A 24208-nucleotide genomic window follows, 5' to 3' on the forward strand; every position below is an offset into this window, starting at 1 on the left:
ATTTGATGTTTACTAAGGTCGTTTTTTTTAATTGTAAAAGCAAGTTAGAGATATAACCAAGCCCAAGCCATAAGCGCAAACTGGAGAGGGATTCTTAAAATTAAAATCCATTGTGGGATGCCTGCTCCTGCTTTTTCACTTGAAAGCATGTAGACATGAACCAATAAAAACACTGCTAACATGGCTATTATGCCATAAATAGCAAAGGCTCTGCTGCTATTGAAACATAAAGCAATTCCCAAAACTATTTCTGAAATACCACTTAATAAAACCAAAAACTTATGGTTGGGTAGGTACTTTGGCATGATTCTCATATACATTTTAGGCCTTATAAAATGCATGATACCAGCTGAGATATATAAAAAAGCCATAAGGTATAGGTGCCAAGGATTACTCATCTTTAAACGCTTTGTAGGAGATTCCGATGCCATAATTGTTCAATCCTGCTTTTAACAAACTGGAATCGTTAATGTTTTCTTTTTTAAATTGAATCCATTGATTATGGTTAACGAACACCCGTTTAATATAGGTGTTGTTTTCAGGTATTTCGTTGGTAAAAGGTAAAAGTGGTCTAAAATTGGTTGGAATTTTTACGGTCTGACCTCTAGATTTTATTTCCTTATATTTTTTATTTGGCAAAAGTTTTCCAGAATCATCTGTATAACCCAATACCTGTAAGGAAACAAAAAAACCGGAATCCGGAATATAAATATCGTAAGCAGAGACATCCATGGCATAAGCATCTCCATCTTTTTCAGTGACTCTAAATACCATGTTCTCGTAGCTTAAGGGTTTGCCTGGAAATCCATTGTTATTGAGGTACACTTTCACTTTGAACAATGTGGAAAAAGGTTTTTTTTCAGCATTTGCTTTATGTCTCTTTTCCCAGTCCACAGATTCCAAGGCAATGGGAAATTGTATTTCTGTTAATTTTTTGAGCTTGGTATCTGGATTTTTAAAATATACGGCAATTTCAGATTCAATGGTTGGAAGCCAACAGGCATAATAATCGTCATCCAGATAAGGTTTAATGGTTTCTTCCTTATATTTTCTGTCTATTTTGGCACGAACCACAACCTCGTCCAATTCATCTATAAATGGTTGGAGTTGTAGTGTGTCTGATACTGTTTCCGAAGATATATGTAAATCTTTAAATCCTAATGCGGAAATAAAAAGGGAATCAATGTCTGGATATATTTTCTTTGTAAAAACAAACATGCCTTCATCGTCTGCAAAAACCCCTTGTCCGTTCCCGAAAGAAATGGTTGCATAAGACACAGGATGCTTGGTTTGTGAATCGATAATAATGGTTTGCGCAAAACTGGTAATTGAACAAAAGAATAATAAGATACTTTGCTTAAACATAAGCTTTATGGACAAATTTGAAAATGAAATTTAAAGATAGTTAAAAAAAATCCTGTTCATTGATATTAACAGGATTTTAAGTGAAAAAATGTCAAAGACATGACTCTCTGGTCTGCTTTTTAGATCAAAATTAGTACCAGCGTTTCTTTTTCTTTTTTGAAGCTTGGCTTTTTCTGCCCTTTTTATGTTTACTTCCAGATTGTTTGGGTTTATGAACAATGGCTTTGGCTTTTGGGTCCAATGGATAAGGATGCTGTTCTTCAACCGGAATTTGGACCTGTATCAATTGCTGAATGGTTTGAACATAGTTTTTTTCGTCTGCACTGCAAAACGAGTAAGACATACCAGAGTTTCCAGCACGTCCTGTTCTTCCAATTCTATGGACATAAGTTTCAGGTATGTTTGGCAAATCGAAATTAATAACGGCATCCAATTCATTGATGTCTATCCCTCTGGCAGCCACATCTGTAACAATTAAGATGTTTACCATGCCACTTTTAAATTTTTTCAAAGCCGTTTGTCTATCGGTTTGCGATTTGTCTCCATGTAGTGTTTCCACCTGATATCCATTTTTAATAAGGGTTTGTTCTAATTTGTCTACTCCAAATTTAGTACGTCTAAAAATAAGGATACTTCCTTTAATTTCGTTTCTTAACAAATGCAAACACAGTTCTATTTTATTGCGTTTTGGTACATAATACAATATTTGTCCCACTGTTTTTGCTGCAGAAGAGGTTTGTGCCACTTCTATGCGTTCTGGTTGTGTTAAGATGGTGTTTGCCAATTGCTCTACTTTAAAAGGCATGGTTGCCGAAAACAATAAAATTTGCTTTTGTTTAGGGCATAAGCTTTCAATATGTTTTACATCATCAATAAATCCCATATCCAGCATGAGGTCTGCTTCATCCAGTACCAAAATTTCAACGTGGCTTAAATCGACCATCTCTTGTTTGTGTAAATCAATCAGTCTTCCAGGCGTTGCCACTAAAATATCAACCCCTTTGGTTAGGACATCGATTTGGGGTTCTATGGACGTACCACCAAAAATAACAGTTGCCCTTAAATTGGTATGCCTACCATATGCCTTAAAATTATTCCCAATTTGTAAAGCCAATTCTCTTGTAGGACTTACTATGAGCGCTTTAATTTTTTTGCCTCCTTTGGGAGCATCTTGTTTTTCAAATAACAATTGTAATATGGGTAATGCAAACGCAGCCGTTTTTCCGGTTCCGGTTTGTGCAGAGGTAATCACATCTTTTTTTGCCAGAACCAACGGAATGGTTTTCTGCTGCACGAGCGTGGGAATGGTATAACCTTGCTCTTCAATGGCTTTTAAAAGTGGATTTATAAGTTGTAAGTCTTTAAACGACATAGATGAATATTTTCAACAAAGATAGTTGAAATTTAAAGGATTCATTTTGTGAAAGATATCTTTTAATTGCTGTAATAATATGTTTGCACCATTTTTTAGCTTAGATAAGTTAAAAGTAGTCTTCGGACAATGAAACCCTTGTTTCGTCCCTAAGCGCTTGATAATCCGACTTGTAATCGTCTATCTTTAAACATCTCCAAACACCGATCTTTATCTTAAATGGGTTTGTAACAACCTTTTTATTATATCATTATCAGTTAAAGTTATTTACTTATCTATTTGCAAGGGTTGCAAGTAATGCTATTAATCAATTAAATTATTAAATTATGTTAAAAAAATGTATTGCATCTATAGGGATGCTAGTCATGGTTTTAGGGGTTTCATATCAAGCTGAAGCTCAAGAATCGAAAAATTATTCCATGTGGGAAACAGTTTTGCTGACTCCAGATTATACAAATCTAAAAGTCTTTGAAGAAAACATGAGAAAGCACAACGAAATGTATCATAAAAACGGGCCACATAAGGCTGTTGTTTATAATATTTCCTCTGGGCCAAATGCAGGAAGTTTAATCTGGCAAATGGGTCCCATGATGTTTAAACACAACGATTCCAGACCTGAAGGAGCACATGATATAGATTGGAGGGACAATGTGATGCCTTATATTAAAAAAATTCACACTGTTGAATATTGGACGCAAGACGATGACCTATCCAATACAGCTATGCTTGCTGGAGAAAGTGTTAAGTATCCAATTTTATTTGTAAGAATCATGGAGCTTAAAAATGATGGTCAATATTTAATGAAAGATTTTTTTAAGAAAGTGAGCAGCACAATAAAATCCATGCCAGGCGATAACCCTTGGGGATTGTATTACAACGAGTTTATACAAGGAAACCTGGGTAGACATGTGGCATCTGTTAGCTTTAATAAAAGTTGGACTGAGTTTGATAAAGAGGGACCAAATTTTAAAGAAGCATTCGAAAAAATTTATGAAAAAAACAGTTTCCAGGATTTTCTGGAAGCAAGAGACCATCTTATTGAAGATACGTTTGATGAAATTTGGATATACAATAAAAACCTAAGTGGCGATTAAACAACCAATCACACATCACTGATAAAAAAACCCACCTTTAAAGTTTAAAAGGTGGGTTTTTAGTTTTATATAACAATCAAGTTTACTTGATCATCTCGTAGCTACGCTTAATGAAATTAGTAAGTTCTTGACCTTTTAAAAGTCCTTGAGACAATCTGGCCAAATCCAAACTTTGGTTTATTAAACGTTCTTGTTTCTTTTTGGTTTTGGTGGCCAATATTTCACCAACCAATTCAGAGTTTGTGTTTACAACCAAGTTGTACATGTCTGGCATGTTGCCCATTCCAAACATACCACCACCAGTTTGTTGCATTTCTTTCATTCTGCGCATAAATTCTGGTTGGGTAATCATAAAAGGAGTGGCCTCGCTGTCCATGGTCTCTAGTTGAACCGAGAATTTTTCTGCAGGAATCACTTCTTTTAAAAGGGTTTCCAGTTCAGTTTTCTGTTCATCGGTTAATTTGGAAATCTTGGTATCTTCTTTCTTGATCAAGTTGTCAATATGGTCTGCATCTACTCGGGAAAAAGTAATGTTTTCTTTTGTGGATTCCAGTTTTTGCATTAAATGACTCACAATTGGGGAATCCAATAACAAGACTTCGTAACCTTTGGCTTTGGCAGCTTCAATATAACTGTGTTGGGCATCTTCATTGGAAGCATACAAAATCACTAATTTATCGTCTTTGTCTGTTTGATTTGCTTTTATTTTGTTGAAGAGCTCTTCATAGGTATAATACGTACCATCTACTGTTGGATACAGCGCAAAGGCATCAGCTTTTTCAAAGAATTTATCTTCTGAAAGCATCCCATATTCAATCACGATTTTAATATCGTTCCACTTGGCTTCAAAATCTTTACGGTTTTCGTTAAACAACGATTTTAATTTATCTGCAACCTTTCTGGTAATGTAAGATGAAATCTTTTTTACAGCACCATCAGCCTGCAAATAAGAACGCGATACGTTTAATGGAATATCCGGCGAATCGATGACACCACGTAACATGGTTAAAAATTCTGGCACGATGCCTTCTACATTATCTGTTACAAAAACCTGGTTTTGATAAAGTTGTATTTTATCTTTTTGAAGGTTTAAATCGTTGGTCATCTTTGGGAAATATAAAATCCCTGTAAGATTGAACGGGTAATCTACATTTAAATGAATGTGGAATAAAGGCTCCTCGAACTGCATAGGGTACAATTCCCTGTAGAAACTTTTATAATCTTCGTCTTTTAGGTCTGTTGGTTGTTTGGTCCAAGCAGGATTTGGGTTGTTGATGATGTTATCAACGGTTATTTTTTTGTGTGGCTCTGTAGTTTCCTTGCCATCTTTGTCTTTCGTGGTTTTAGGGGTAAAATCCGGATCGTTTATTTCCTTGGTTCCAAATTTAATGGGAATAGGCATAAACTTGTTATACTTGGTAAGCAATTCACGAATGCGTGCTTCTTCTAAAAATTCGGTTGAATCTTCAGCTATATGAAGAATGATTTCCGTGCCTCGCTCTGTTTTTTTGGAAGGCTCCAAAGAAAATTCAGGAGACCCATCACAAGTCCAGTGGGCAGCAGGTTCGTCTTTGTAAGATTTGGTAATGATCTCTACTTTGTCTGCAACCATAAAAGCAGAATAGAATCCAAGTCCAAAATGTCCTATAATGCCAGCATCTTTTCCGGAATCCTTGTATTTGTCCAAAAACTCTTCAGCACCAGAAAATGCAATTTGGTTAATGTATTTTTCAACTTCTTCAGCAGTCATACCAATTCCCTGATCGATAATGTGCAATTTTTTGCCTTTTTTATCAATCTTTACTTCAATTTTTGGTTGACCATACTCTACTTTAGCTTCTCCAATACTTGTTAAATGTTTCAGTTTTAAAGTAGCATCTGTAGCGTTACTAATTAACTCACGTAAAAAGATTTCGTGATCGCTATACAGGAATTTTTTAATTAATGGAAAGATATTTTCTACCGAAACATTAATATTTCCTTTTGTCATAATTTATGGTATTTATCATTCCCTTGCATGTGCTGAACCCGTTTCAGGAAAGAAGGGAATCCTGTTAATAATATATTTGTTTTTGATGCAATCTATAAAACAACAAAAATGCCAAGCCTGAATAAGTGACAAACTGACACAATGATTTATAATTGGAGGTTGACGATTTTTGATATAAAAAAACAAGTTTTTTGAATTTTTAAATATTTTGAAAATAAATATTATTCTAAGTGCTATCTTTAAATTTTATACTAATAACTGAAATACTGTGCAATTGGATTACGATTATGTAATTATTGGTAGTGGCTTTGGAGGCTCGGTGAGTGCTTTAAGGCTTTCTGAAAAAGGCTATAAAGTCCTGATTATTGAAAAAGGAAAATGGTTTAAGGGCAAGGATTTCCCTAAAACCAACTGGAACCTAAAAAAATGGCTTTGGGAACCAAGAGTTAGCCTATATGGTTTTTTTAAAATGACCTTTTTAAATCATGTCACTGTACTGTCTGGAGTGGGTGTTGGTGGAGGCTCTTTAACCTATGCGAATACCTTGCCAATTCCCAAAAAGGAATTCTTTAATACTGGAAGTTGGGCACATTTAAATGATTGGGAATGCCAACTAAAGCCTTTTTACACGAAGGCCTACGAGATGTTGGGGGCCAATACCAACCCAAAATTGTATGCTTCGGATGAACTGATAAAAGATTTGGCAAAAGACATTGGAAAAGAAACTCATTTTGAAGCCACCAAAGTAGCTGTGTATTTTGGGGAAGCTGGTAAAACTGTACCTGACCCTTATTTTAAAGGTAAAGGACCAGACAGGACTGGTTGTGTGTTTTGTGGAGCCTGTATGACAGGCTGTAGATATAATGCCAAAAACACCTTGGATAAAAACTATTTGTATTTGGCACAACAGCTTGGAGCCAAAATTCTTGCAGAAAAGGAAGTGTTTAATGTTTCTGTGTTAGGAAAGGATGATGGTTCCAATGGTTATAGAATTGATTTTAAGTCAAGCATGGGAAAAAAAAGTAGAGCAAGCGTTACAAGCAAAGGAGTAATTTTTTCAGGAGGCGTTATGGGAACGGTTCCATTGCTTTTAAAATTGAAAAAAACCTCTTTGCCAAAGTTATCTGACGTTGTAGGGAAAAACATCCGAACCAATAATGAGTCTTTGTTATTGGTAACTTCTACAGATAAAAATCCGAAAGATTATTCTAAAGGGATTGCCATTGGTTCCATTCTGCATACAGATAAAAATAGCCATTTGGAACCTGTAAGATATGGAGAAGGTTCCAGTTTTTCTAAGGCTTTAACCATGCCAACCATCTATAAAAAATTTGCTCTATTTAGGTTGCTAGGCATTATCGGTTTGTTTTTTAAACAACCTACCCGATTTTTTAAAACCATCTTCTCCAAAAAATATGCACAACGTACTACCATTCTATTGTTTATGCAAACCTTGGATAGCACGTTACAAATTAAATTGGGCAAATTAACCAAAATGAAAACGGTTAAGGAATCTGGAACCAAACCAAGCGCTTTTATTCCAGAAGCTATGGCTTTGGGAAAACAAGTAGCAGAAAAAGTGAAGGGTATTCCATATGCCAATTTTACGGATGCTATGTTGGGAACACCAACTACAGCGCATATTTTAGGAGGTGCAGTGATGGCAAAAGATACTTCAAAGGGAGTAATTGATAAACATAATAAAGTATTTGGTTACCAAAATATGTTGGTTTGTGATGGCTCCATGATTTCTGCCAATCCAGGAGTGAATCCGTCATTGTCCATTACGGCCATTACAGAGCATGCCATGAGCAAAATAGAACCCAAAAAAGCATAGGTGAAAAGCATGCAATTAAGATTTTATTGTTAATAAGGGCATAGGGAAGAATCTTAAAAAAACATGGTATTTATTCAAATAAATAAGTCGGGTTGACAATAAGAAAAAAACCACCAATTTGGTGGTTTTTTTAGGTTGCTTAATCAGTTTCTTTTAATTGGTTCCACTTTTAGTTTCAGTATTGTTCTTTACATGGTCTTCCAGCCATTTATCTTGTTCCCATAGCATGTGCAGGATGGATTCTTTGGCAGCATAACCATGACTTTCTTTAGGCAGCATTACCAATCTTACAGGGGCTCCCAATCCTTTTAAAGCATTAAAATAACGTTCACTTTGCAACGGATAGGTTCCAGAGTTGTTATCGGCTTCGCCATGAATTAAAAGTAAAGGGGTTTTCATGGTGTCTGCATGCATAAAAGGCGACATGTTGTAATAAATTTCTGGCGCTTCCCAATAATTGCGCTCCTCACTTTGAAAACCAAAAGGGGTTAAGGTTCTGTTATAAGCGCCACTTCTGGCAATTCCTGCAGCAAACAGGTTGGAGTGGGATAATAAATTGGCTGTCATAAATGCACCATAACTATGACCACCAACGGCTACTTTATGCCTGTCTATATATCCCAAAGCATCTACAGCGTCAATGGCAGCTTTTGCATTGGCAACCAATTGCTCTATGAAGGTGTCGTTAGGTTCTTCGTCTCCTTCACCAACTATGGGAAAAGAAGCATCGTCCAAAACCACATAACCTCTGGTTACCCAATATATGGGAGAACCATACCAAGGATAGGTAAACTCATTGGAACTTTTGGTGTTTTGTCCAGCACTGCTTTTGTCCTTAAATTCTTGAGGATAAGCCCACATAATCATGGGATACTTTTTGCCTGCTTCATAATCTGTAGGCAAATAAAGTGTTCCGGTTAATTCCAGACCATCTGCACGATTGTATTTTATCACTTCTTTTTGAACATCTTGAATGCTTTTGAACGGATTTTCGAACTGGGTTAATGGTTGTAAGCCTATGCGTTTTTTTATGTTTCTTATATAATAGTTTGGAAATTGGTTTTTTGATTCAATCCTAACCACATACTCACCTTGTTTGGCATTTAAGGCCATGGTAATGTCTTCAACTTGATCTGTTAATTTTGAATGATACAGTCTGTTGGTTTGTAGGGTTTCCAGATTAATCTCATCTATAAAAGGAAATTTTCCAGCGTCGCTATAACCATCACCTATAAGATATGCGTTATTGTTATCCAGTTCCAAAACATACTCATCAAACTCATTTTTGGTACTTACAAAATTCCCAGGATTGTTGTAAACATCTTGATAATTCCTATCGAAAACTATTTTTGGTTCTTGTTTGTTGTTGGATGGATTAAAGAGATAGGTTCTGGTGTTTCTGGTGTTCCACCAATAATCATGTGCTAAAGCCGTATTGTCATTTCCCCATTGAATATATCTAAAACGGTCTTTGGTTTTTAAAAGTGATGTTATTTTACCTGTAAAGGGCGCGTCCTGCATAAATACTTCATCTCTAAAAGGGACTTCGTTCTCTGGGTCTCCACCATCCAGGGCTTCCGTCCAAACTAAGGTTGCTGGTTTGTCGTTTCGCCAGTTTACATCTCTTTTTCCTGTACGCTCTGCCATAAACCCTTTTGGCAAATCTTCAATTAAAGGAACTTCTAAGAAGGTGTTTACAAAGTCGCCATTGGCTTTGTAAATAGTGGTAGTTGAAGGAAACCTGTAATAAGGGACCAAATAAGAAAAAGGTCTGTTAATGGTAGTGACCATTACATAATTGCCGTCTGGTGAAAAAGATACATCGCGATACATGTCGCTTTTTTTCCAAAGACTAGAAGAGCCATCCATGTTTATTTTGTGGAGTTCTGCTTGGGTTAAAAGTTCAAAATTGTATTCATCATTTTTGTTTTTAAGCAAATCCTGATAGGTTCTGTTCTGTGCTTCTACACCAGCTTCACTTACAGAAACTGTTGGGCCTGTAGGAATGGCTTCTGTTGTATCTATTAAATCCTTTCTATTTTCTGGAAGCGTGGTCACTAAAAGCGAATTGCTGTCTTTATACCAAGTAAAAGGCCTTCCCATATTGGCATTTAAATTGGCCTGGCTTAGTTTTTTGGCTTTGGCATTTTCAATGTCCAATACCCAAAGCTCAACCCCTGAAGTTACCGTATTGGTAAAGGCCATATACTCTTGATTTGGCGACCAAGAAAAGTTTGCAAAACGACCGTTTTCAGGCAAACCATTAACGTCTTGTATGTTGCCATCTTGGCCAACCCTTACTTTTAAATTTATAAAGTATCTGGTTCTGCTGCCTATATTGGTCACAGGATTGATACGCAAACCTCCTAAACGCATCTCGGTTTCAGAAAGTTCCTCAATGCTTTTAAAATTGCTCCTGTACAGAAAAACAATGTTTTTTCCTTTACTGTCTATTTGAATGCTTGGAGCTAGAGGCGCTTCGGCCAATTCTAAAATGCTTTGTGGTGGTTTTTGATAGCTAAGGTTTTCTTGTCCGAAACTTAAGGTAGTCACAAACAAAAACAAATAAAATAAAGATGTTTTCATATTGATGTATGTTTTTGGTTTTTAAAGCTACTAAAACTTCGGTATGTAATTATTAAAAACGTGTTAAAAATGACGGTTTTTTAAGAATGTCATATTTAAAATCAATTATTATGCGAATACTACTTTTAATGATTAAATTGCAAACCTGATTAAACGACTAAATTGCTTATTTATGTATAATTCAAAAATTATTGGTTTAGGAAAGTATGTTCCTGATAATGTGGTGACTAATGATGACTTGTCCAAAATGATGGACACTAGTGATGCATGGATTCAAGAACGTACTGGTATCCAGGAAAGACGTTGGGTAAAGCCAGGCTCTGGAGATACCACCTCTGTAATGGGAGTAAAAGCTGCCAAAATAGCTATAGAACGTTCAGGTATAGATAAAGATGATATTGACTTTATTATTTTCGCAACCTTAAGTCCGGATTATTATTTTCCTGGACCTGGTGTTTTTGTCCAAAAAGAACTGGACATCAAAACGGTTGGCGCACTGGATGTGCGAAACCAATGCTCTGGCTTTGTGTACGCCTTGTCTGTAGCAGATAATTTCATTAAAACAGGCATGTATAAAAATGTGTTGGTGATTGGTAGTGAATTGCATTCCCATGGCTTGGATAAAACCGATAGAGGCAGAGGCGTTTCGGTTATTTTTGGAGATGGTGCAGGAGCAGCTGTTTTAACAAGGGAAGAAAGCCATACCAAAGGTATTTTGTCCACGCATTTACATTCGCAAGGAGAATATGCCGAAGAATTGGTGGTAAAAGCTCCTGGCATGGGAACACGTTGGGTAACAGATATTTTAGCTGAAAACAACCCGGAAGACGAGAGTTATTTTCCTTATATGAACGGACAGTTTGTATTTAAAAATGCCGTAGTGCGTTTTAGTGAAGTGATTCATGAAGGGTTGGAAAAAAATAGCTTGGAAGTCAGCGATATTGATATGTTAATTCCACATCAAGCCAATTTAAGAATTTCTCAATTTATTCAAAATAAGTTTAAACTCTCAGATGACCAAGTGTTTAATAACATTCAAAAATATGGAAATACCACTGCAGCTTCCATTCCTATTGCTTTAACAGAAGCTTGGGAAGCTGGAAAAATAAAGGAAGGCAACACTGTGGTTCTTGCTGCTTTTGGTAGTGGTTTTACTTGGGGAAGTGTTATTATTAAATGGTAATAGGTTCCAGCACAGACAGATATTCCCAAACCAAAGAAAGGGAATATTTAAAAGTTTGTTTTTAATACTTAATGAAAGCAACCAAATTATAATGGCCTATGCAGTATCTGGAAAACGGAAGAAGTTATTACAGACTAATGCCTAAGCTTTAATCCAACAAAAAACCCGAAACAAACTTGTTTCGGGTTTTTCACTACTAACCAATTTTAACTAACACTAACCATAAAAAGTTTTTTATAGTAAGATTACTTAAAAACTTATCACTTATTATTATAGACGTATAAAAGGCCATTTTATTTCATGGGAATCTGTTTTTAACTATCATTTAACAATTTTACATCAAAAACCCAAAGCAAAAAGCTTTGGGTTTTCTCCATTTAATAGCCAGACTTAACACTAACCATCAACTATTATGTAGGCTATCAAATATATTGTTGTATTATTTTAAGACAACATATTTTGTGTTTAATTAATAGACGCTTAAATTTGAGATATGTTACTTTTTTTAACAACACTTAACAGACTTTAACAGATGAATAGAAAAACATTGGTTCTTGGAGCTTCCTTAAATCCTAGCAGATATTCTCACATAGCAATGAATCGTTTAAAACAAGCTGGACATGAGGTCGTGGCCATAGGTTTAAAACAAGGGCTTGTTCAAGGAGTAAACATAAACACAGATTTGATGACTTTTAAGGACATAGATACGGTTACACTTTATTTAAATCCTAAAAACCAGGTACCTTATTACGATTATATTTTATCCCTAAAACCAAAACGTGTGATTTTTAATCCAGGTACCGAAAACCCAGAGTTTTATAATATTTTAAAAATGAACAACATTGATTTTGAAGTGGCCTGCACTTTAGTGCTGCTTTCTACGAATCAGTATTAACCCTAAAAAGGTTAATAACCCATTTAAAATTAAAATAAAGAAGCCAAATTCAAAACCAAACCATTTTGAACTGTTCACACTTATTATATAAGATAGAACAGGCGAAAGAATAGCGATTACTGGAACTAGCTTGTCTTTTACTTGCCATTTTGTAAACAAACCAAAAGCATAAAGTCCAAGTAAAGGTCCATAGGTATAACCTGCAAAAACAAAGAGTTTTGCAATAACACTTTCATCTTTTATAAGGTATTTAAAGGAAACAATCACAAGAATTAAAACAATGGAAAAAAGCACATGGATCTGCTTTCGTTTGGCTATTTGTGCTTCAGGTCCCAGTTTCTTTTCAATATCTAAAATATCAATGCTAAAAGAAGTTGTTAAAGCTGTTAAAGCACTATCGGCACTACTGTAAGCAGCTGCAATCAATCCTATAAGGAAAAATACAAACACTCCAATGCCCAGATGGTTTTTAGCCAAAATAGGGAACAAATCGTCTTTGTGGGCATCAATACCGTTTTGTGCTGCATAAACCGTTAATAGCAAGCCCAAACATAAAAAGATGAAATTCACAACGGTTAAAACAATGGTAAACCAAAACATGTTTTTCTGGGCATCTTTCAGCGTTTTACAGGTCAGGTTTTTTTGCATCATATCTTGGTCCAGGCCAGTCATTACTATGGCAATAAATGCTCCAGAGATAAATTGCTTCCAAAAGTAATTACTGGATTTAAAATCGTCGAAAAAGAAGGTTTTAGACAAGTCGCTATCCAAGATAAAACCTAAAATGTTGCCACTATCCAAGCCCAATTCACCACTTACAAAATAAATGGTAACACCTACTGCAATAAGCATAAAAAGAGTTTGTAAGGTATCTGTCCAGACAATGGTTTTTATTCCAGACTTAAAGGTGTACAACCATATCAATAAAACGGTAATTATAACGGTTTGCCAGAAAGCGATACCTATGTCATCAAACAAGATTACCTGTAATACATTGGCAACCAAAAAGAGTCTAAAACTGGCTCCAACCACTCTTGAAATCAAGAAAAATGAAGCTCCAGTTTTATAGGAATAATTTCCAAATCGTTCTTCCAAATACGTGTAAATGGAGGTAAGGTTAAGTTTGTAATACAACGGGAGTAACACTGTTCCTATAACCAGATAACCCACAATATAGCCCAAAACCACTTGCATGTAACTAAATTGAGAAGCCTCTATCCAGCCAGGTACAGAGATAAATGTCACTCCAGAAAGCGAGGCGCCAATCATCCCAAAAGCCACTACAAACCAAGGAGATTGTTTGTTTCCTTTAAAAAAGGCATCATTTCCAGATGTCTTTCCAGTGAAATAGGAAATTAAAATAAGCACTCCAAAGTAGGATAAAATAAGTAATATAATTTGAGTAGCATTCATAAGAAAGAGGTTTCTGGTGTTCAAATTACACGTATTATCTGGCAAAATCCAAATTTTTATAACGCAAGAAGTGGCAATTAAAAAGAATGTTATAAAATTAGTGTAATTTCATACGAAGTAGTAAATTCGCAGCTATGGAATTTTCGTCTAAACTTTTGGAAAAAGCAGTACAGGAAATGTCGCAGTTGCCAGGAATAGGTAAGCGAACAGCGTTACGGCTCATGCTACATTTGTTAAGGCAACCTGAAGATCAAACCCTTGAGTTGGCCAAAGCATTAAAAGCCATGAGAACCGACATAAAATTCTGTAAAAGTTGTAACAATATTAGCGATCAGGATATTTGCGAAATCTGTGCCAATCCTCACAGAACCCACGAAATCATTTGTGTGGTAGAAGACATTCGCGATGTTATGGCCATAGAAAACACCAGCTCCTTTAAGGGATTGTACCATGTGTTGGGTGGGAAAATTTCCCCTATGGATGGTATAGGGCCGAACGATTTAAACATTCAGCCTTTAGTGGAAAAAGTAAAACAGGGAACCGTTAAGGAACTTATTTTTGCCTTGGGTTCCACCATGGAAGGAGATACCACCAATTTCTATATTTATAAACAAATTCAGGATTATCATGTAACAACTTCAACCATAGCTCGAGGGATTTCGGTTGGAAACGAATTGGAGTATACAGACGAAATTACCCTTGGACGAAGCATTATCAATCGCATTCCTTTTGAAGCATCCTTAAAATCCTGATTATATACTGTTGAAATTATCCGTTATCATATTAAACTATAATGTGCGCTATTTTTTAGAGCTTTGTCTAAGAAGCGTAGAAGCTGCCATTGCCAATTTGGATGCAGAAATTATTGTGGTGGACAATAATTCCCAAGATGATAGCTGCCAGATGGTCAAACAGCTTTTTCCCAAGGTGAAGCTTATTGAAAATAAATCCAATGATGGGTTTTCTAAAGGGAATAACTTAGGGATTAAACAGGCACAAGGGGAATATCTATGCATCTTAAACCCAGACACCATTGTTGCCGAAGACACTTTTGAGATATTGTTGAAATTTGCCGATACCAAGCCAAATCTAGGTCTTTTAGGCTGTAAGTTAATAGATGGTAAAGGTGAATTTCTTCCTGAAAGCAAACGTAACATCCCAACCCCAATGGTTTCCATTAAAAAGCTATTGGGTTATTCAAAACCGTATTATGCCCATCATTTGAGTCCAGACCAAACAGGGAAAATAGCCATGTTGGTTGGTGCTTTTATGATAGTAAAAAAGAACATATACCTGGAAGTTGGAGGCTTGGATGAAGATTATTTTATGTATGGCGAAGACATAGATCTGTCTTATAAAGTGTTAAAGGCTGGATATCAAAACTATTACCATCCTGCCACCACAGTTATACATTTTAAAGGCGAAAGCACCTTAAAGGATAAAGCCTATGCCAAACGTTTTAATGGAGCCATGCAATTGTTTTTTGAAAAACATTACAAGCCCAATTGGTTGTTTAACCTGTTAATTTGGATTTGTATTAAAGTAGTGTCCATTTTTTATCCAAAAGGCGAAGAGTCTACCAGTCGTGTAAAAGAATATGTTTTAATTTCCAACAAGGAAAACCCTCAACTACAAAAGGTTTTGCCTAAAAACATGGAAACACAAGCTCATCTTGCTAACTACGTTCCCAATGTTGAATATATTCTGGATATGGAGTATTTAGGATATAAAAAAGCGATAGAATTGGTTTCTAAAAACAACATAAAACATCCAAGTACTTTTAAATTTATACTTAAAAACTCTCAGGTTGTATTGGGTAGCAATAGTTCTAAAAGTCGTGGTGAAGTCATTCAGCTAAAAAATAATTAATTAAAGAAACTGTAATAGATTCAATGATTTTTCATTAATTTTGCAGTCATAATTTAAAAAAATACAGTTCCATTACAGATATGGCAAAATTTGAATTAAAACTCCCAAAAATGGGGGAAAGTGTTGCAGAAGCAACCATTACTTCTTGGTTAAAGGAAGTTGGTGATACCATTGAAGCAGACGAAGCAGTTTTAGAAATTGCAACAGATAAAGTAGATAGCGAAGTGCCTAGTGAAGTTGAAGGTGTTTTGGTTGAAAAACTTTTCAATGTGGACGATGTGGTTCAAGTAGGTCAAGTAATTGCAATTATTGAAACTGAAGGGCAAGGCTCTGCAGAAACAGCTGCTCCAAAAGCAGAAAGCAAACCAGACGCAGTCGCAGATCAAGCAGCTGTGGCTCAAGTAGCGCAAACGGTTGAAACAGCCAAAGAAACCGTAACAGCCATTAGTTCTTCGGAAGAAAGGTTTTATTCTCCTTTAGTTAAAAATATTGCCAAAAAAGAAGGCATCTCCCAAGCGGAATTAGATGCCATTTCAGGTACTGGCAAAGATGGTCGTGTTACCAAAAACGACATTTTAGCACATTTAGAGTCTAGAAGCTCTGCTCCACAGCCAACAAAAGCACCGGAAGCGCCAAAAGCTGCTCCTGCCAAAACAGAAAAAACGGCTCCTGTTGTGGCTAGTGGTGACGACGAAATTATAGAAATGACCAGAATGGGCAAAATCATTGCGCATCACATGGTAGAATCGGTTCAAACCTCTGCTCACGTGCAAAGCTTTATAGAAGCCGACGTGACCAAGATTTGGAACTGGAGAAAGAAAGTGAAAGATGCTTTTGCAAAACGTGAAGGCGAAAACCTAACCTTTACCCCAATTTTCATGGAAGCCGTAGCAAAAGCCTTACGCGATTTTCCAATGATGAATATTTCCGTTCAGGGAGACACCATTATCAAGAAGAAACACATTAATCTTGGTATGGCTGCCGCTTTGGGAGATGGCAACCTGATTGTTCCGGTTATAAAAGATGCCGATCAGCTTAATTTGGTAGGAATGACCAAAAAAGTTAACGATCTAGCCAATAGAGCCAGATTAAACCAGTTAAAACCAGACGATATTCAAGGAGGAACTTATACAGTTACCAATGTTGGAACCTTTGGTAGTATTATGGGAACGCCAATTATCAACCAACCACAAGTTGGTATTTTGGCCCTTGGAGCCATTAGAAAAGTACCTGCAGTTGTTGAAACTCCTGAAGGCGATTTTATTGGTATCCGTTATAAAATGTTCTTATCCCATTCTTACGACCACAGAGTTGTAAATGGTGCTCTTGGAGGCCAATTTGTAAAAGCTGTTAAAGACTATTTAGAAGGCTGGGATTCCAATAGAGAGATATAAAACGGTTATTCCAAGTTGTCACACTGAGCTTGTCGAAGTGTTGTCTAAGAATCTTATATAATATAGAAAAGCACCATTTTAGGATGGTGCTTTTTTGTTTTAATAATAGTATTGTCTTAAGGTTAATTCAAAGCCCAAACCATTGCTTTTTTTTTGGTAGCCCTAAAAATGGTACTGTGCTTTTCGTTAGGCTCATCTTGGTAGTTCCAGGTCAGATTTTCGGGAGCTTTAGCTTCTAAAATCTTGGCGAGCTTTTGTGTGTGTTTGGAAATATCTTCTGCACCAGAACCTGCAAACCATAATTTTTTCTCATCAGAAGGAAAAACGGCTAAATGGTTGTTGGCTTCTTTAACCAAATTGAAATTGTTCCACCAAAGGGATGGATCCATGGCTATATAAAAATTAAAAGCTTCAGGCGCTATCAAAAAGGTTTCCATAACAAATAATCCTGCTAGAGATTCTCCAATAATCCCTTTTTTGTTTGTAGTTCTATAAGTGTTGTTGATTTTGGGCATCAACTCATCGGTTATAAATCCACGGAAATTCTTGGCACCATCAGTTAGTGGACAGTATTGCGCATCTGCTTCAACTTCTGAAAAACCGGTTAAGTCCCTCCCTCTTTCCGTGTTTTCAATACCAACAAGAATATAAGGTGGAATGTTTTTTTCTTCTATAAGCTTTGCAAGGGTATTTGCAATATGTGGAAAATCTTCTTTGATGCCACCATCTGGCATATATAAAACTGGAAACGAATCGCTACCATTTTTATAAGTAGGAGGTAACCAAACATTAATTACTCTAGTTTCATCAACCTGACTGGATGCTATTGTGAAATTGTCGTGTTCTGGAATGGGATCGTTATTCTGTGGCTTGTTTTTACAGCTTATGAGTAAGATTGAGAGTAATGCTAAAGAGAATGTTTTTTTCATTTTCTATTTAAAAGAGTGTTTGTTCTGTAATTATTCTTGGTCAACTTTTACGCCTTGGTTTCGCTATTTGCAATAATGTTTGGCTTTGACTGGTTTTAATAAGAACGAAGGTCGCTTAATTATCCAATAAAGCCAAATTTCGGCAATTAGTTTTAGTTGATAGGTAGCCATTTTTATTTATTCTAAGTATCTTTGCACAAATTTTAAAACACATGCAACTCAATCTTACAAAACCCATCTGTTTTTTCGATTTGGAAACCACGGGAGTTAATATTACCAACGACCGAATTGTGGAAATTTCCATCTTAAAAGTCTATCCAGATGGCAAAGAAGAACGCTATACACGATTGGTAAACCCTACCATTCCCATTCCTCCAGAAGTGACAAAAGTCCATGGAATTTCAGATAAGGATGTGGCAGACAAACCCACTTTCAAGGAGCTGGCAAAGGAAATACACAACCTGATAAAAGATTCAGATTTGGGTGGTTTTAACTCCAACAGGTTCGATATCCCACTTTTAGCTGAAGAAATGCTTCGCGCAGACATCGATTTTGACATGAAAAACAGACAATCTATCGATGTGCAAACTATTTTTCATAAAATGGAACAAAGAACCTTAGTGGCTGCCTATAAATTTTATTGCGATAAAAACCTGGAAGATGCCCATAGCGCAGAGGCAGATACTTTGGCCACTTATGAAGTTTTAAAAGCCCAAGTTGCCAAGTATGACGAGTTGGAAAACAATACCAAGTTTTTGGCAGAGTTTAGCTCTAGAAAAAAGTTTGCAGATTTTGCCGGATTTTTAATCTATAACAAAGAAGGGGAAGAATGTTTCTCTTTTGGAAAACACAAAGGCAAACGTGTTGTGGATATTTTAGAGACCGAACCTGGTTATTTTGGTTGGTTACTGAATGCCGATTTCCCACTTTACACTAAAAAAGTGCTCACTTCAATTAAATTAAGGGACCTTAACAACAAATAGATTAGTTTGTCATTCCTGCGAAGGCAGGAAACCATAAAGCAAGAAATTAATAATAAAAAAGAGATTCCTGCCTTCGCAGGAATGACAGAAATATGAAGCTCATTTGCATTGGAAGAAATTATACAGACCATATCAAGGAGTTGGATAACGAAAAACCAACAGATCCTGTGGTGTTTTTAAAACCAGATACAGCTGTTTTATTAAAGAAACAGCCTTTTTTTATACCAGATTTTTCCAACGATGTACATCATGAAGTGGAAGTTTTGGTAAAAATCAGTAAAGTGGGAAAGTATATCGATAAAAAATTTGCCCACAAATACTATAACGAAATAGGGCTGGGAATAGACTTTACAGCTAGGGATTTACAGGCAAAACTTAAAGAAAAAGGATTGCCATGGGAAAAAGCCAAAGCCTTTGATGGGGCAGCAGTTGTAGGCAATTGGATGGCTAAAGAAGAAATCATGGACATAAATAACCTGTCTTTTTCCCTAGAAAAAAACGGACAAGTGGTACAAGCTGGAAATACCAGCCACATGCTCTGGAAAATAGATGAATTGATAGAATATATCTCAAAATATTTTACTTTAAAGATTGGAGATATTATCTTTACAGGAACTCCAGCAGGAGTTGGAAGTGTATCTGCTAACGATAAATTAGAGGGATTTATAGAAAGCAAACAAATGTTTTCAATAACAGTAAAATAACATGGAAAAACACTACAAATTATTTAGGGTACGCGAATTGGCAGATAACGACGAAGAATTTATTGCTACATTGGCAGCCGCATTTTTAGAAGAAGTTCCCGAAGATGCAGATCGTTTAAAAGAAGCCGTTTCAAACAAGGATTACTACACTGCGTATCAAGCTGCGCATAAAATGAAACCCACTGTGGATTTATTTGAACTGGGTGTGCTTCAAGATTTAATTGAAGTTCAAGACTGGGGAAAATTTGAAAAAACAGGTATGGATATCTCTGGGAAACTGGAAATTGTATTAACGGCTATAGAAAACGCTTCCAAAGAATTAAAAGCAGACTTTAATCTGTAATGCAGGCAGAAATCATTACCATAGGAGACGAAATCCTTATTGGTCAAATTGTAGATACCAATTCGGCCTATATAAGTAAGGTTTTGAACAATAAAGGTATTTCGGTATACCAAATCACTTCTGTGCAGGATGATAAAGCCCATATTTTAAAATCTTTAAAAGAAGCTGAAGAGAATGCCGATATCATCATCATCACTGGAGGTTTAGGGCCAACAAAAGATGATATTACCAAAAAAACCATTGCAGCGTATTTTAATGATACCTTGGTGCAAAACAAAGCTGTTTTAAAAAACATAGAATACCTTTGGGAACATTACATCAAACAACCATTGGCACAAGTAAATATCGATCAGGCCCTTGTGCCCTCAAAAGCACAAGTGTTGATGAACGTGAATGGAAGTGCCCCAGGCATGTGGATAGAACATAACGGAAAAGTGTTTATTTCGCTACCTGGTGTTCCTTTTGAAATGAAAGCCCTAATGGAAAACCAGGTCATTCCCAAATTAAGGGAAACCTATCAGTTTCCATATATCAAGCATACCACTTTGTTAACCTATGGTTTGGGCGAGAGTTCCTTGGCTGCAAGAATTGAAACGTGGGAAGACCAGTTACCTGCTTTTATGAAACTGGCGTATTTGCCAGGCTTGGGAAGGGTTAGGCTGCGTTTGTCTGCAAAGCACATGGACAAAGCCTTGGTGGAGTCCAGCATGCAAGAACAAATAGACCTGCTCTTGCCACAGATAAAGGATGTGTTTGTGGGCTTTGAATCAGACGATTCCATAGAAGCCATTCTTGGTAACCAGCTTACACATTTGGGGAAAACCGTTGCCACTGCAGAAAGTTGTACAGGAGGGAAAATAGCAGAATCCTTTACTAAAATTCCAGGAGCATCAAAATATTTTAAAGGTTCAGTGGTAAGTTATGCCACACAAGCCAAAATAGATGTTTTAAAAGTGCCGGAATCACTAATTAAGGAACATTCGGTTGTGAGTGCGCCAGTGGCTGAGGCCATGGCCAAACAGGTTTTGGATTTGTTTAAATCGGATTACGCCATAGCAACAACAGGAAATGCTGGCCCAGACAAAGGGGATTCGGTAGCTGAAGTGGGAACCGTTTTTATAGCTATTGCTACAAAAGACAGGGTTTTTTCAGAAGAATTCCATTTGGGGAATCATCGAACCAAAGTTATTAGGAAAGCTGTAAACAAAGCTTTTGAAATGCTTCAAAAAGAAATTTTAAAAAAGTAACAATTTTAGTTTGTTGATATTGTAAAGTTTTACTAAATTTGCAGCCTGTTTAAAAACATCTCAAAAGATTTTTTGAAAAACAGGAACAAATAACAATATTTAAAGTTAGAAGAAATGTCAAGAGTTTGTGAACTTACTGGAAAGAAAGCGATGGTTGGAAACAACGTGTCTCACGCAATGAACAAAACAAAGCGTAAATTTGATGCAAATCTTATTAAAAAGCGTTTTTATCTTCCAGAAGAAGATAAGTGGGTAACTTTAAAAGTTTCAACTGCAGCATTAAAAACAATCAATAAAATTGGTATTGCAGCTGCAATTAAAGAAGCTAAATCTAAAGGGTTTTATAAATAATAGCCTCAATTAAAAGTTAAGAAAATGGCAAAGAAAGGTAACAGAATACAAGTAATTTTAGAATGCACAGAGCATAAAGAGTCTGGACAACCAGGAACTTCTAGATATATTACTACCAAGAATAAAAAGAACACGCCAGATAGAATGGAAATTAAAAAATTCAATCCTATCTTAAAGAGAATGACTGTTCACAAAGAAATTAAATAATTAGAGGTTTTTAGAAATAAAAACGTCAAATAATATAAATTAGAAAACTTATTTTAAGTTTTAAAAAGCATAAAACATGGCAAAGAAATCAGTTGCATCGTTACAAACAGGATCTAAAAGATTAACAAAAGCTATAAAAATGGTGAAATCTCCTAAAACAGGAGCTTACATGTTTGTTGAATCAATTATGTCACCTGAACAAGTAAACGAGTGGTTATCTAAACAATAATCCTGCTTGTTATACAATTTTTTAAGCTGCTTTCTATTTTAGAGAGCAGCTTTTATTTTATATTTACACCACTAAAGAATGACAATTGTTCAGCCAAGCAATTAAGGCAAGGCTTTTGTTTTAAGAAACGTAATTGAATTGACATAACATGAGTTTTTTTAAAAAAATATTTTCTTCTGAAAAAAAAGAAACACTGGATAAAGGATTGGAGAAATCCAAAACCAATTTCTTCAATAAGTTAAGCAAGGCTGTTGCCGGAAAATCCAAAGTAGACGACGAGGTTCTGGATAATCTGGAGGAAATCCTTGTAACCAGTGATGTTGGTGTAAACACAACCCTAAAAATTATTGAAAGAATAGAAGCTCGTGTGCAACAGGACAAATATCTGGGAACCGATGAGCTAAATAAAATCCTACGTGAGGAAATAGCTGGCTTATTAAGTGAAACCAATTCTGGGGAAGATACCGAGTATACCATTCCCAAATTGCCTGACTCTGCAGGTGGAGGTAAAACACCTTATGTGTTAATGGTTGTTGGAGTAAATGGGGTAGGAAAAACAACCACCATTGGTAAGTTGGCTTATCAATTTAAAAAACAAGGTTTGCATGTGGTTTTAGGTGCAGCAGATACCTTTAGGGCTGCAGCCATAGATCAATTGCAGGTTTGGGCAGATCGCGTAGATGTGCCTATGGTAAAACAAGCCATGGGTAGCGATCCAGCTTCTGTAGCATTTGATGCTGTGCAATCTGGCGTTAAACAACAGGCAGATGTGATAATTATTGATACGGCTGGACGTTTGCACAACAAGGTAAACCTCATGAATGAGCTAACCAAAGTAAAACGTGTCATGCAAAAAGTAGTACCCGATGCACCTCATGATGTCCTATTGGTATTAGATGGTTCTACAGGGCAAAACGCCTTTGAACAGGCTAAACAGTTTACTGCAGCTACTGAAGTTACCTCACTTGCCGTGACCAAATTGGATGGCACAGCCAAAGGTGGTGTCGTGATTGGTATTAGCGATCAGTTTCAAATTCCTGTGAAATATATTGGAGTAGGGGAAGGCATCGAAGATCTTCAAGTATTCAACAAATACGAGTTTGTGGATTCGTTTTTTAAATAAAAATGTTATATATATTGAATTTACTGTTTTACGTATTCAGCATAGAAACCGGGATATTCGATGTTTAAATCAATGTTGTATAATATTATTAAATCGCCATTTGGTTTGATTTCGGCATAATTACCATACATCATATTAGCATAAGCACCTTGAAATAATTGTTGCTCTGGAACTTCAATCTCACCACAAGAGTTTCTAAAATTAAAACCTTGATCTGTATCTGGAGAAAATGAACCTCTAGGCCATAGGCCAGTTGTTTCTGTTTTATAATAATTAGGAGAAACTAAAACAATAGTTTCAATTCCATGATCATAAGAAAATCCGTCATCTCTAGTAACAGTAACATGATAGGATCCAGCTAAATCTTGAGAAGCTGTAGTTACAACCAAGGGATCAGAAGACGCACTAAAACCATCTATACCACAATAGGCTTTAACATATATATCATAGGTGGTTCCTGCTTCAAGATATGTATCAATTGTTGTAAAATTATCTGTTGCATTTAAAACTCTTCCAGTGCCCAAACTAAAACCTGTTATGCCGTATTCAATTTTGAAATCCGATTCTCCATTTGAATCCCAATTTAAAGAAATACTACATATATCAACAGAATCTACATTTAGGGAAGTTGGTTTCTGGCATGCTGTTTCTGTAATAAATATGACAGGACCTATGACATCGCTAAAATTTGTGTCACTACATTTTGTTGTCAGATAAACATCATAGGAAGTGTCTTGTGCAAGATCAGTTAATTCGTAACCTAATCCAGAAGTCGAAATAGTATTTCCTTGTCCTTGGGTAAATCCAGAAACTCCATATTCAATTTCATAAGAAACAGCATTATTTGCAGTCCAATTTAGTGTTGCGGAATTGACTGTAATTGAATTGATTGATATATTAGCTGGAGAAGCACAGGTAATTTGATCATTAGTATCATCTGAGTTATCATTTGAACAACTAAATACAAATAATGTTATGGAAAGTAGGATGAAAAATTTTTTCATAATAAATTTTGTGAGGTATTTTGACAGCTAATATAAAATTTTAATGTCTTATTAAAGGTTTCGTCATTCAAAAAATATTTAGTGTTATTA

Annotated in this window: 23 protein-coding genes; 15 read left to right on the top strand and 8 right to left on the bottom strand. The window is 35.9% G+C overall.

Translation table 11 applies throughout. From position 1 onward, the window contains the following. Nucleotides 1–44 precede the first annotated feature (44 nt). From D778_RS05420 to D778_RS05430, 3 genes are all read right to left on the bottom strand, one after another. A complete protein-coding gene (locus tag D778_RS05420; protein WP_040491579.1) occupies nucleotides 45–398 on the bottom strand; it encodes a DoxX family protein in 354 nt (117 codons plus the stop codon). Further along, nucleotides 391–1365, bottom strand: a complete 975-nt coding sequence (locus D778_RS05425; RefSeq protein WP_007648496.1) for a peptidase associated/transthyretin-like domain-containing protein — start codon at nucleotides 1363–1365, stop codon at nucleotides 391–393. Before D778_RS05425 ends, D778_RS05420 begins: the two co-directional genes overlap by 8 nt. A gap of 130 nt (nucleotides 1366–1495) precedes the next feature. After that, nucleotides 1496–2737, bottom strand: coding sequence for a DEAD/DEAH box helicase (locus tag D778_RS05430; RefSeq protein WP_007648498.1), 1242 nt, complete (start codon nucleotides 2735–2737; stop codon nucleotides 1496–1498). Nucleotides 2738–3063: 326 nt separating this feature from the next. Between D778_RS05430 and D778_RS05435 the strand changes: the two genes are divergently transcribed. After that, nucleotides 3064–3831: a hypothetical protein gene (locus D778_RS05435; RefSeq protein WP_040491583.1), complete on the top strand. Its 768-nt coding sequence runs from the start codon at nucleotides 3064–3066 to the stop codon at nucleotides 3829–3831. A gap of 82 nt (nucleotides 3832–3913) precedes the next feature. Here the strand turns inward: D778_RS05435 and htpG are convergent, their stop codons facing one another. Further along, on the bottom strand, nucleotides 3914–5821 hold the full coding sequence (htpG, locus tag D778_RS05440) for a molecular chaperone HtpG (protein WP_007648502.1): 1908 nt from the start codon (nucleotides 5819–5821) through the stop codon (nucleotides 3914–3916). A 268-nt stretch (nucleotides 5822–6089) separates the two neighbouring features. On the opposite strand from htpG, the gene D778_RS05445 reads away from it, so the two are divergent. After that, nucleotides 6090–7658: a GMC oxidoreductase gene (locus D778_RS05445; RefSeq protein WP_007648504.1), complete on the top strand. Its 1569-nt coding sequence runs from the start codon at nucleotides 6090–6092 to the stop codon at nucleotides 7656–7658. Between the two features lie 153 nt (nucleotides 7659–7811). Here D778_RS05445 and D778_RS05450 read toward each other — a convergent pair whose 3' ends face one another. After that, nucleotides 7812–10244, bottom strand: a complete 2433-nt coding sequence (locus D778_RS05450; protein WP_007648506.1) for a S9 family peptidase — start codon at nucleotides 10242–10244, stop codon at nucleotides 7812–7814. A gap of 172 nt (nucleotides 10245–10416) precedes the next feature. On the opposite strand from D778_RS05450, the gene D778_RS05455 reads away from it, so the two are divergent. Together D778_RS05455 and D778_RS05460 are read left to right on the top strand one after the other, a co-directional pair. Next, the gene (locus D778_RS05455; RefSeq protein ID WP_007648507.1) at nucleotides 10417–11427 is read left to right on the top strand and encodes a 3-oxoacyl-ACP synthase III family protein; all 1011 of its coding nucleotides are present in this window, start codon (nucleotides 10417–10419) and stop codon (nucleotides 11425–11427) included. 532 nt (nucleotides 11428–11959) lie between these two features. Next, nucleotides 11960–12322, top strand: coding sequence for a CoA-binding protein (locus D778_RS05460; RefSeq protein WP_007648508.1), 363 nt, complete (start codon nucleotides 11960–11962; stop codon nucleotides 12320–12322). Here the strand turns inward: D778_RS05460 and D778_RS05465 are convergent. Beyond that, on the bottom strand, nucleotides 12293–13735 hold the full coding sequence (locus D778_RS05465) for a sodium:solute symporter (protein WP_007648509.1): 1443 nt from the start codon (nucleotides 13733–13735) through the stop codon (nucleotides 12293–12295). The two genes, D778_RS05460 and D778_RS05465, sit on opposite strands and share 30 nt — an antisense overlap. 134 nt (nucleotides 13736–13869) lie before the next feature. Here D778_RS05465 and recR point away from each other — a divergent pair, with 134 nt between their 5' ends. The 3 genes from recR (at nucleotide 13870) to D778_RS05480 (ending at nucleotide 16998) form a co-directional block, all read left to right on the top strand. Then, complete coding sequence (gene recR / locus D778_RS05470; protein ID WP_007648511.1) at nucleotides 13870–14487, top strand: recombination mediator RecR; 618 nt, start codon at nucleotides 13870–13872, stop codon at nucleotides 14485–14487. Nucleotides 14488–14497: 10 nt separating this feature from the next. Beyond that, the gene (locus tag D778_RS05475; RefSeq protein WP_040491584.1) at nucleotides 14498–15604 is read left to right on the top strand and encodes a glycosyltransferase family 2 protein; all 1107 of its coding nucleotides are present in this window, start codon (nucleotides 14498–14500) and stop codon (nucleotides 15602–15604) included. 80 nt (nucleotides 15605–15684) lie between these two features. After that, the gene (locus tag D778_RS05480; protein WP_040491585.1) at nucleotides 15685–16998 is read left to right on the top strand and encodes a dihydrolipoamide acetyltransferase family protein; all 1314 of its coding nucleotides are present in this window, start codon (nucleotides 15685–15687) and stop codon (nucleotides 16996–16998) included. Nucleotides 16999–17120: 122 nt separating this feature from the next. Here the strand turns inward: D778_RS05480 and D778_RS05485 are convergent, their stop codons facing one another. Further along, complete coding sequence (locus D778_RS05485; RefSeq protein ID WP_007648516.1) at nucleotides 17121–17927, bottom strand: alpha/beta hydrolase; 807 nt, start codon at nucleotides 17925–17927, stop codon at nucleotides 17121–17123. A gap of 212 nt (nucleotides 17928–18139) precedes the next feature. Between D778_RS05485 and D778_RS05490 the strand changes: the two genes are divergently transcribed. From D778_RS05490 to ftsY, 8 genes are all read left to right on the top strand, one after another. Then, entirely contained in the window at nucleotides 18140–18910 is a 771-nt protein-coding gene (locus D778_RS05490) for a 3'-5' exonuclease (protein ID WP_007648518.1), read from the top strand. Nucleotides 18911–19002: 92 nt separating this feature from the next. Then, the gene (locus D778_RS05495) at nucleotides 19003–19614 is read left to right on the top strand and encodes a fumarylacetoacetate hydrolase family protein (protein ID WP_007648520.1); all 612 of its coding nucleotides are present in this window, start codon (nucleotides 19003–19005) and stop codon (nucleotides 19612–19614) included. A gap of 1 nt (nucleotide 19615) precedes the next feature. Next, complete coding sequence (locus D778_RS05500) at nucleotides 19616–19957, top strand: hypothetical protein (protein WP_007648522.1); 342 nt, start codon at nucleotides 19616–19618, stop codon at nucleotides 19955–19957. Then, on the top strand, nucleotides 19957–21204 hold the full coding sequence (locus D778_RS05505) for a competence/damage-inducible protein A (protein ID WP_007648524.1): 1248 nt from the start codon (nucleotides 19957–19959) through the stop codon (nucleotides 21202–21204). Before D778_RS05500 ends, D778_RS05505 begins: the two co-directional genes overlap by 1 nt. Nucleotides 21205–21318: 114 nt before the next feature. Then, nucleotides 21319–21555 carry a 50S ribosomal protein L28 gene (gene rpmB, locus D778_RS05510; RefSeq protein WP_040491586.1) on the top strand — a complete coding sequence of 79 codons (237 nt, stop codon included), beginning with the start codon at nucleotides 21319–21321 and terminating at the stop codon, nucleotides 21553–21555. 24 nt (nucleotides 21556–21579) lie between these two features. Continuing rightward, complete coding sequence (rpmG, locus tag D778_RS05515) at nucleotides 21580–21762, top strand: 50S ribosomal protein L33 (RefSeq protein WP_007648529.1); 183 nt, start codon at nucleotides 21580–21582, stop codon at nucleotides 21760–21762. Nucleotides 21763–21838: 76 nt separating this feature from the next. Then, on the top strand, nucleotides 21839–21991 hold the full coding sequence (locus D778_RS14295; protein WP_007648531.1) for a DUF4295 domain-containing protein: 153 nt from the start codon (nucleotides 21839–21841) through the stop codon (nucleotides 21989–21991). Nucleotides 21992–22139: 148 nt separating this feature from the next. Continuing rightward, complete coding sequence (gene ftsY, locus D778_RS05520) at nucleotides 22140–23114, top strand: signal recognition particle-docking protein FtsY (RefSeq protein ID WP_007648538.1); 975 nt, start codon at nucleotides 22140–22142, stop codon at nucleotides 23112–23114. Nucleotides 23115–23134: 20 nt separating this feature from the next. Here ftsY and D778_RS05525 read toward each other — a convergent pair whose 3' ends face one another. Beyond that, nucleotides 23135–24118, bottom strand: coding sequence for a fibronectin type III domain-containing protein (locus D778_RS05525; protein ID WP_007648539.1), 984 nt, complete (start codon nucleotides 24116–24118; stop codon nucleotides 23135–23137). Nucleotides 24119–24208: the final 90 nt, after the last annotated feature.

It is taken from the genome of Xanthomarina gelatinilytica (genome assembly GCF_000348685.1).
Lineage (GTDB): Bacteria > Bacteroidota > Bacteroidia > Flavobacteriales > Flavobacteriaceae > Xanthomarina > Xanthomarina gelatinilytica.

Bases quoted from the DNA above. Each gene is read 5' to 3' on its own strand.
- D778_RS05420 (WP_040491579.1), bottom strand. From the start codon at position 398: ATGAGTAATCCTTGGCACCTATACCTTATGGCTTTTTTATATATCTCA.
- D778_RS05425 (WP_007648496.1), bottom strand. From the start codon at position 1,365: ATGTTTAAGCAAAGTATCTTATTATTCTTTTGTTCAATTACCAGTTTT.
- D778_RS05430 (WP_007648498.1), bottom strand. From the start codon at position 2,737: ATGTCGTTTAAAGACTTACAACTTATAAATCCACTTTTAAAAGCCATT.
- D778_RS05435 (WP_040491583.1), top strand. From the start codon at position 3,064: ATGTTAAAAAAATGTATTGCATCTATAGGGATGCTAGTCATGGTTTTA.
- htpG (WP_007648502.1), bottom strand. From the start codon at position 5,821: ATGACAAAAGGAAATATTAATGTTTCGGTAGAAAATATCTTTCCATTA.
- D778_RS05450 (WP_007648506.1), bottom strand. From the start codon at position 10,244: ATGAAAACATCTTTATTTTATTTGTTTTTGTTTGTGACTACCTTAAGT.
- D778_RS05455 (WP_007648507.1), top strand. From the start codon at position 10,417: ATGTATAATTCAAAAATTATTGGTTTAGGAAAGTATGTTCCTGATAAT.
- D778_RS05460 (WP_007648508.1), top strand. From the start codon at position 11,960: ATGAATAGAAAAACATTGGTTCTTGGAGCTTCCTTAAATCCTAGCAGA.
- D778_RS05465 (WP_007648509.1), bottom strand. From the start codon at position 13,735: ATGAATGCTACTCAAATTATATTACTTATTTTATCCTACTTTGGAGTG.
- recR (WP_007648511.1), top strand. From the start codon at position 13,870: ATGGAATTTTCGTCTAAACTTTTGGAAAAAGCAGTACAGGAAATGTCG.
- D778_RS05480 (WP_040491585.1), top strand. From the start codon at position 15,685: ATGGCAAAATTTGAATTAAAACTCCCAAAAATGGGGGAAAGTGTTGCA.
- D778_RS05485 (WP_007648516.1), bottom strand. From the start codon at position 17,927: ATGAAAAAAACATTCTCTTTAGCATTACTCTCAATCTTACTCATAAGC.
- D778_RS05490 (WP_007648518.1), top strand. From the start codon at position 18,140: ATGCAACTCAATCTTACAAAACCCATCTGTTTTTTCGATTTGGAAACC.
- D778_RS05495 (WP_007648520.1), top strand. From the start codon at position 19,003: ATGAAGCTCATTTGCATTGGAAGAAATTATACAGACCATATCAAGGAG.
- D778_RS05500 (WP_007648522.1), top strand. From the start codon at position 19,616: ATGGAAAAACACTACAAATTATTTAGGGTACGCGAATTGGCAGATAAC.
- D778_RS05505 (WP_007648524.1), top strand. From the start codon at position 19,957: ATGCAGGCAGAAATCATTACCATAGGAGACGAAATCCTTATTGGTCAA.
- rpmB (WP_040491586.1), top strand. From the start codon at position 21,319: ATGTCAAGAGTTTGTGAACTTACTGGAAAGAAAGCGATGGTTGGAAAC.
- rpmG (WP_007648529.1), top strand. From the start codon at position 21,580: ATGGCAAAGAAAGGTAACAGAATACAAGTAATTTTAGAATGCACAGAG.
- D778_RS14295 (WP_007648531.1), top strand. From the start codon at position 21,839: ATGGCAAAGAAATCAGTTGCATCGTTACAAACAGGATCTAAAAGATTA.
- ftsY (WP_007648538.1), top strand. From the start codon at position 22,140: ATGAGTTTTTTTAAAAAAATATTTTCTTCTGAAAAAAAAGAAACACTG.
- D778_RS05525 (WP_007648539.1), bottom strand. From the start codon at position 24,118: ATGAAAAAATTTTTCATCCTACTTTCCATAACATTATTTGTATTTAGT.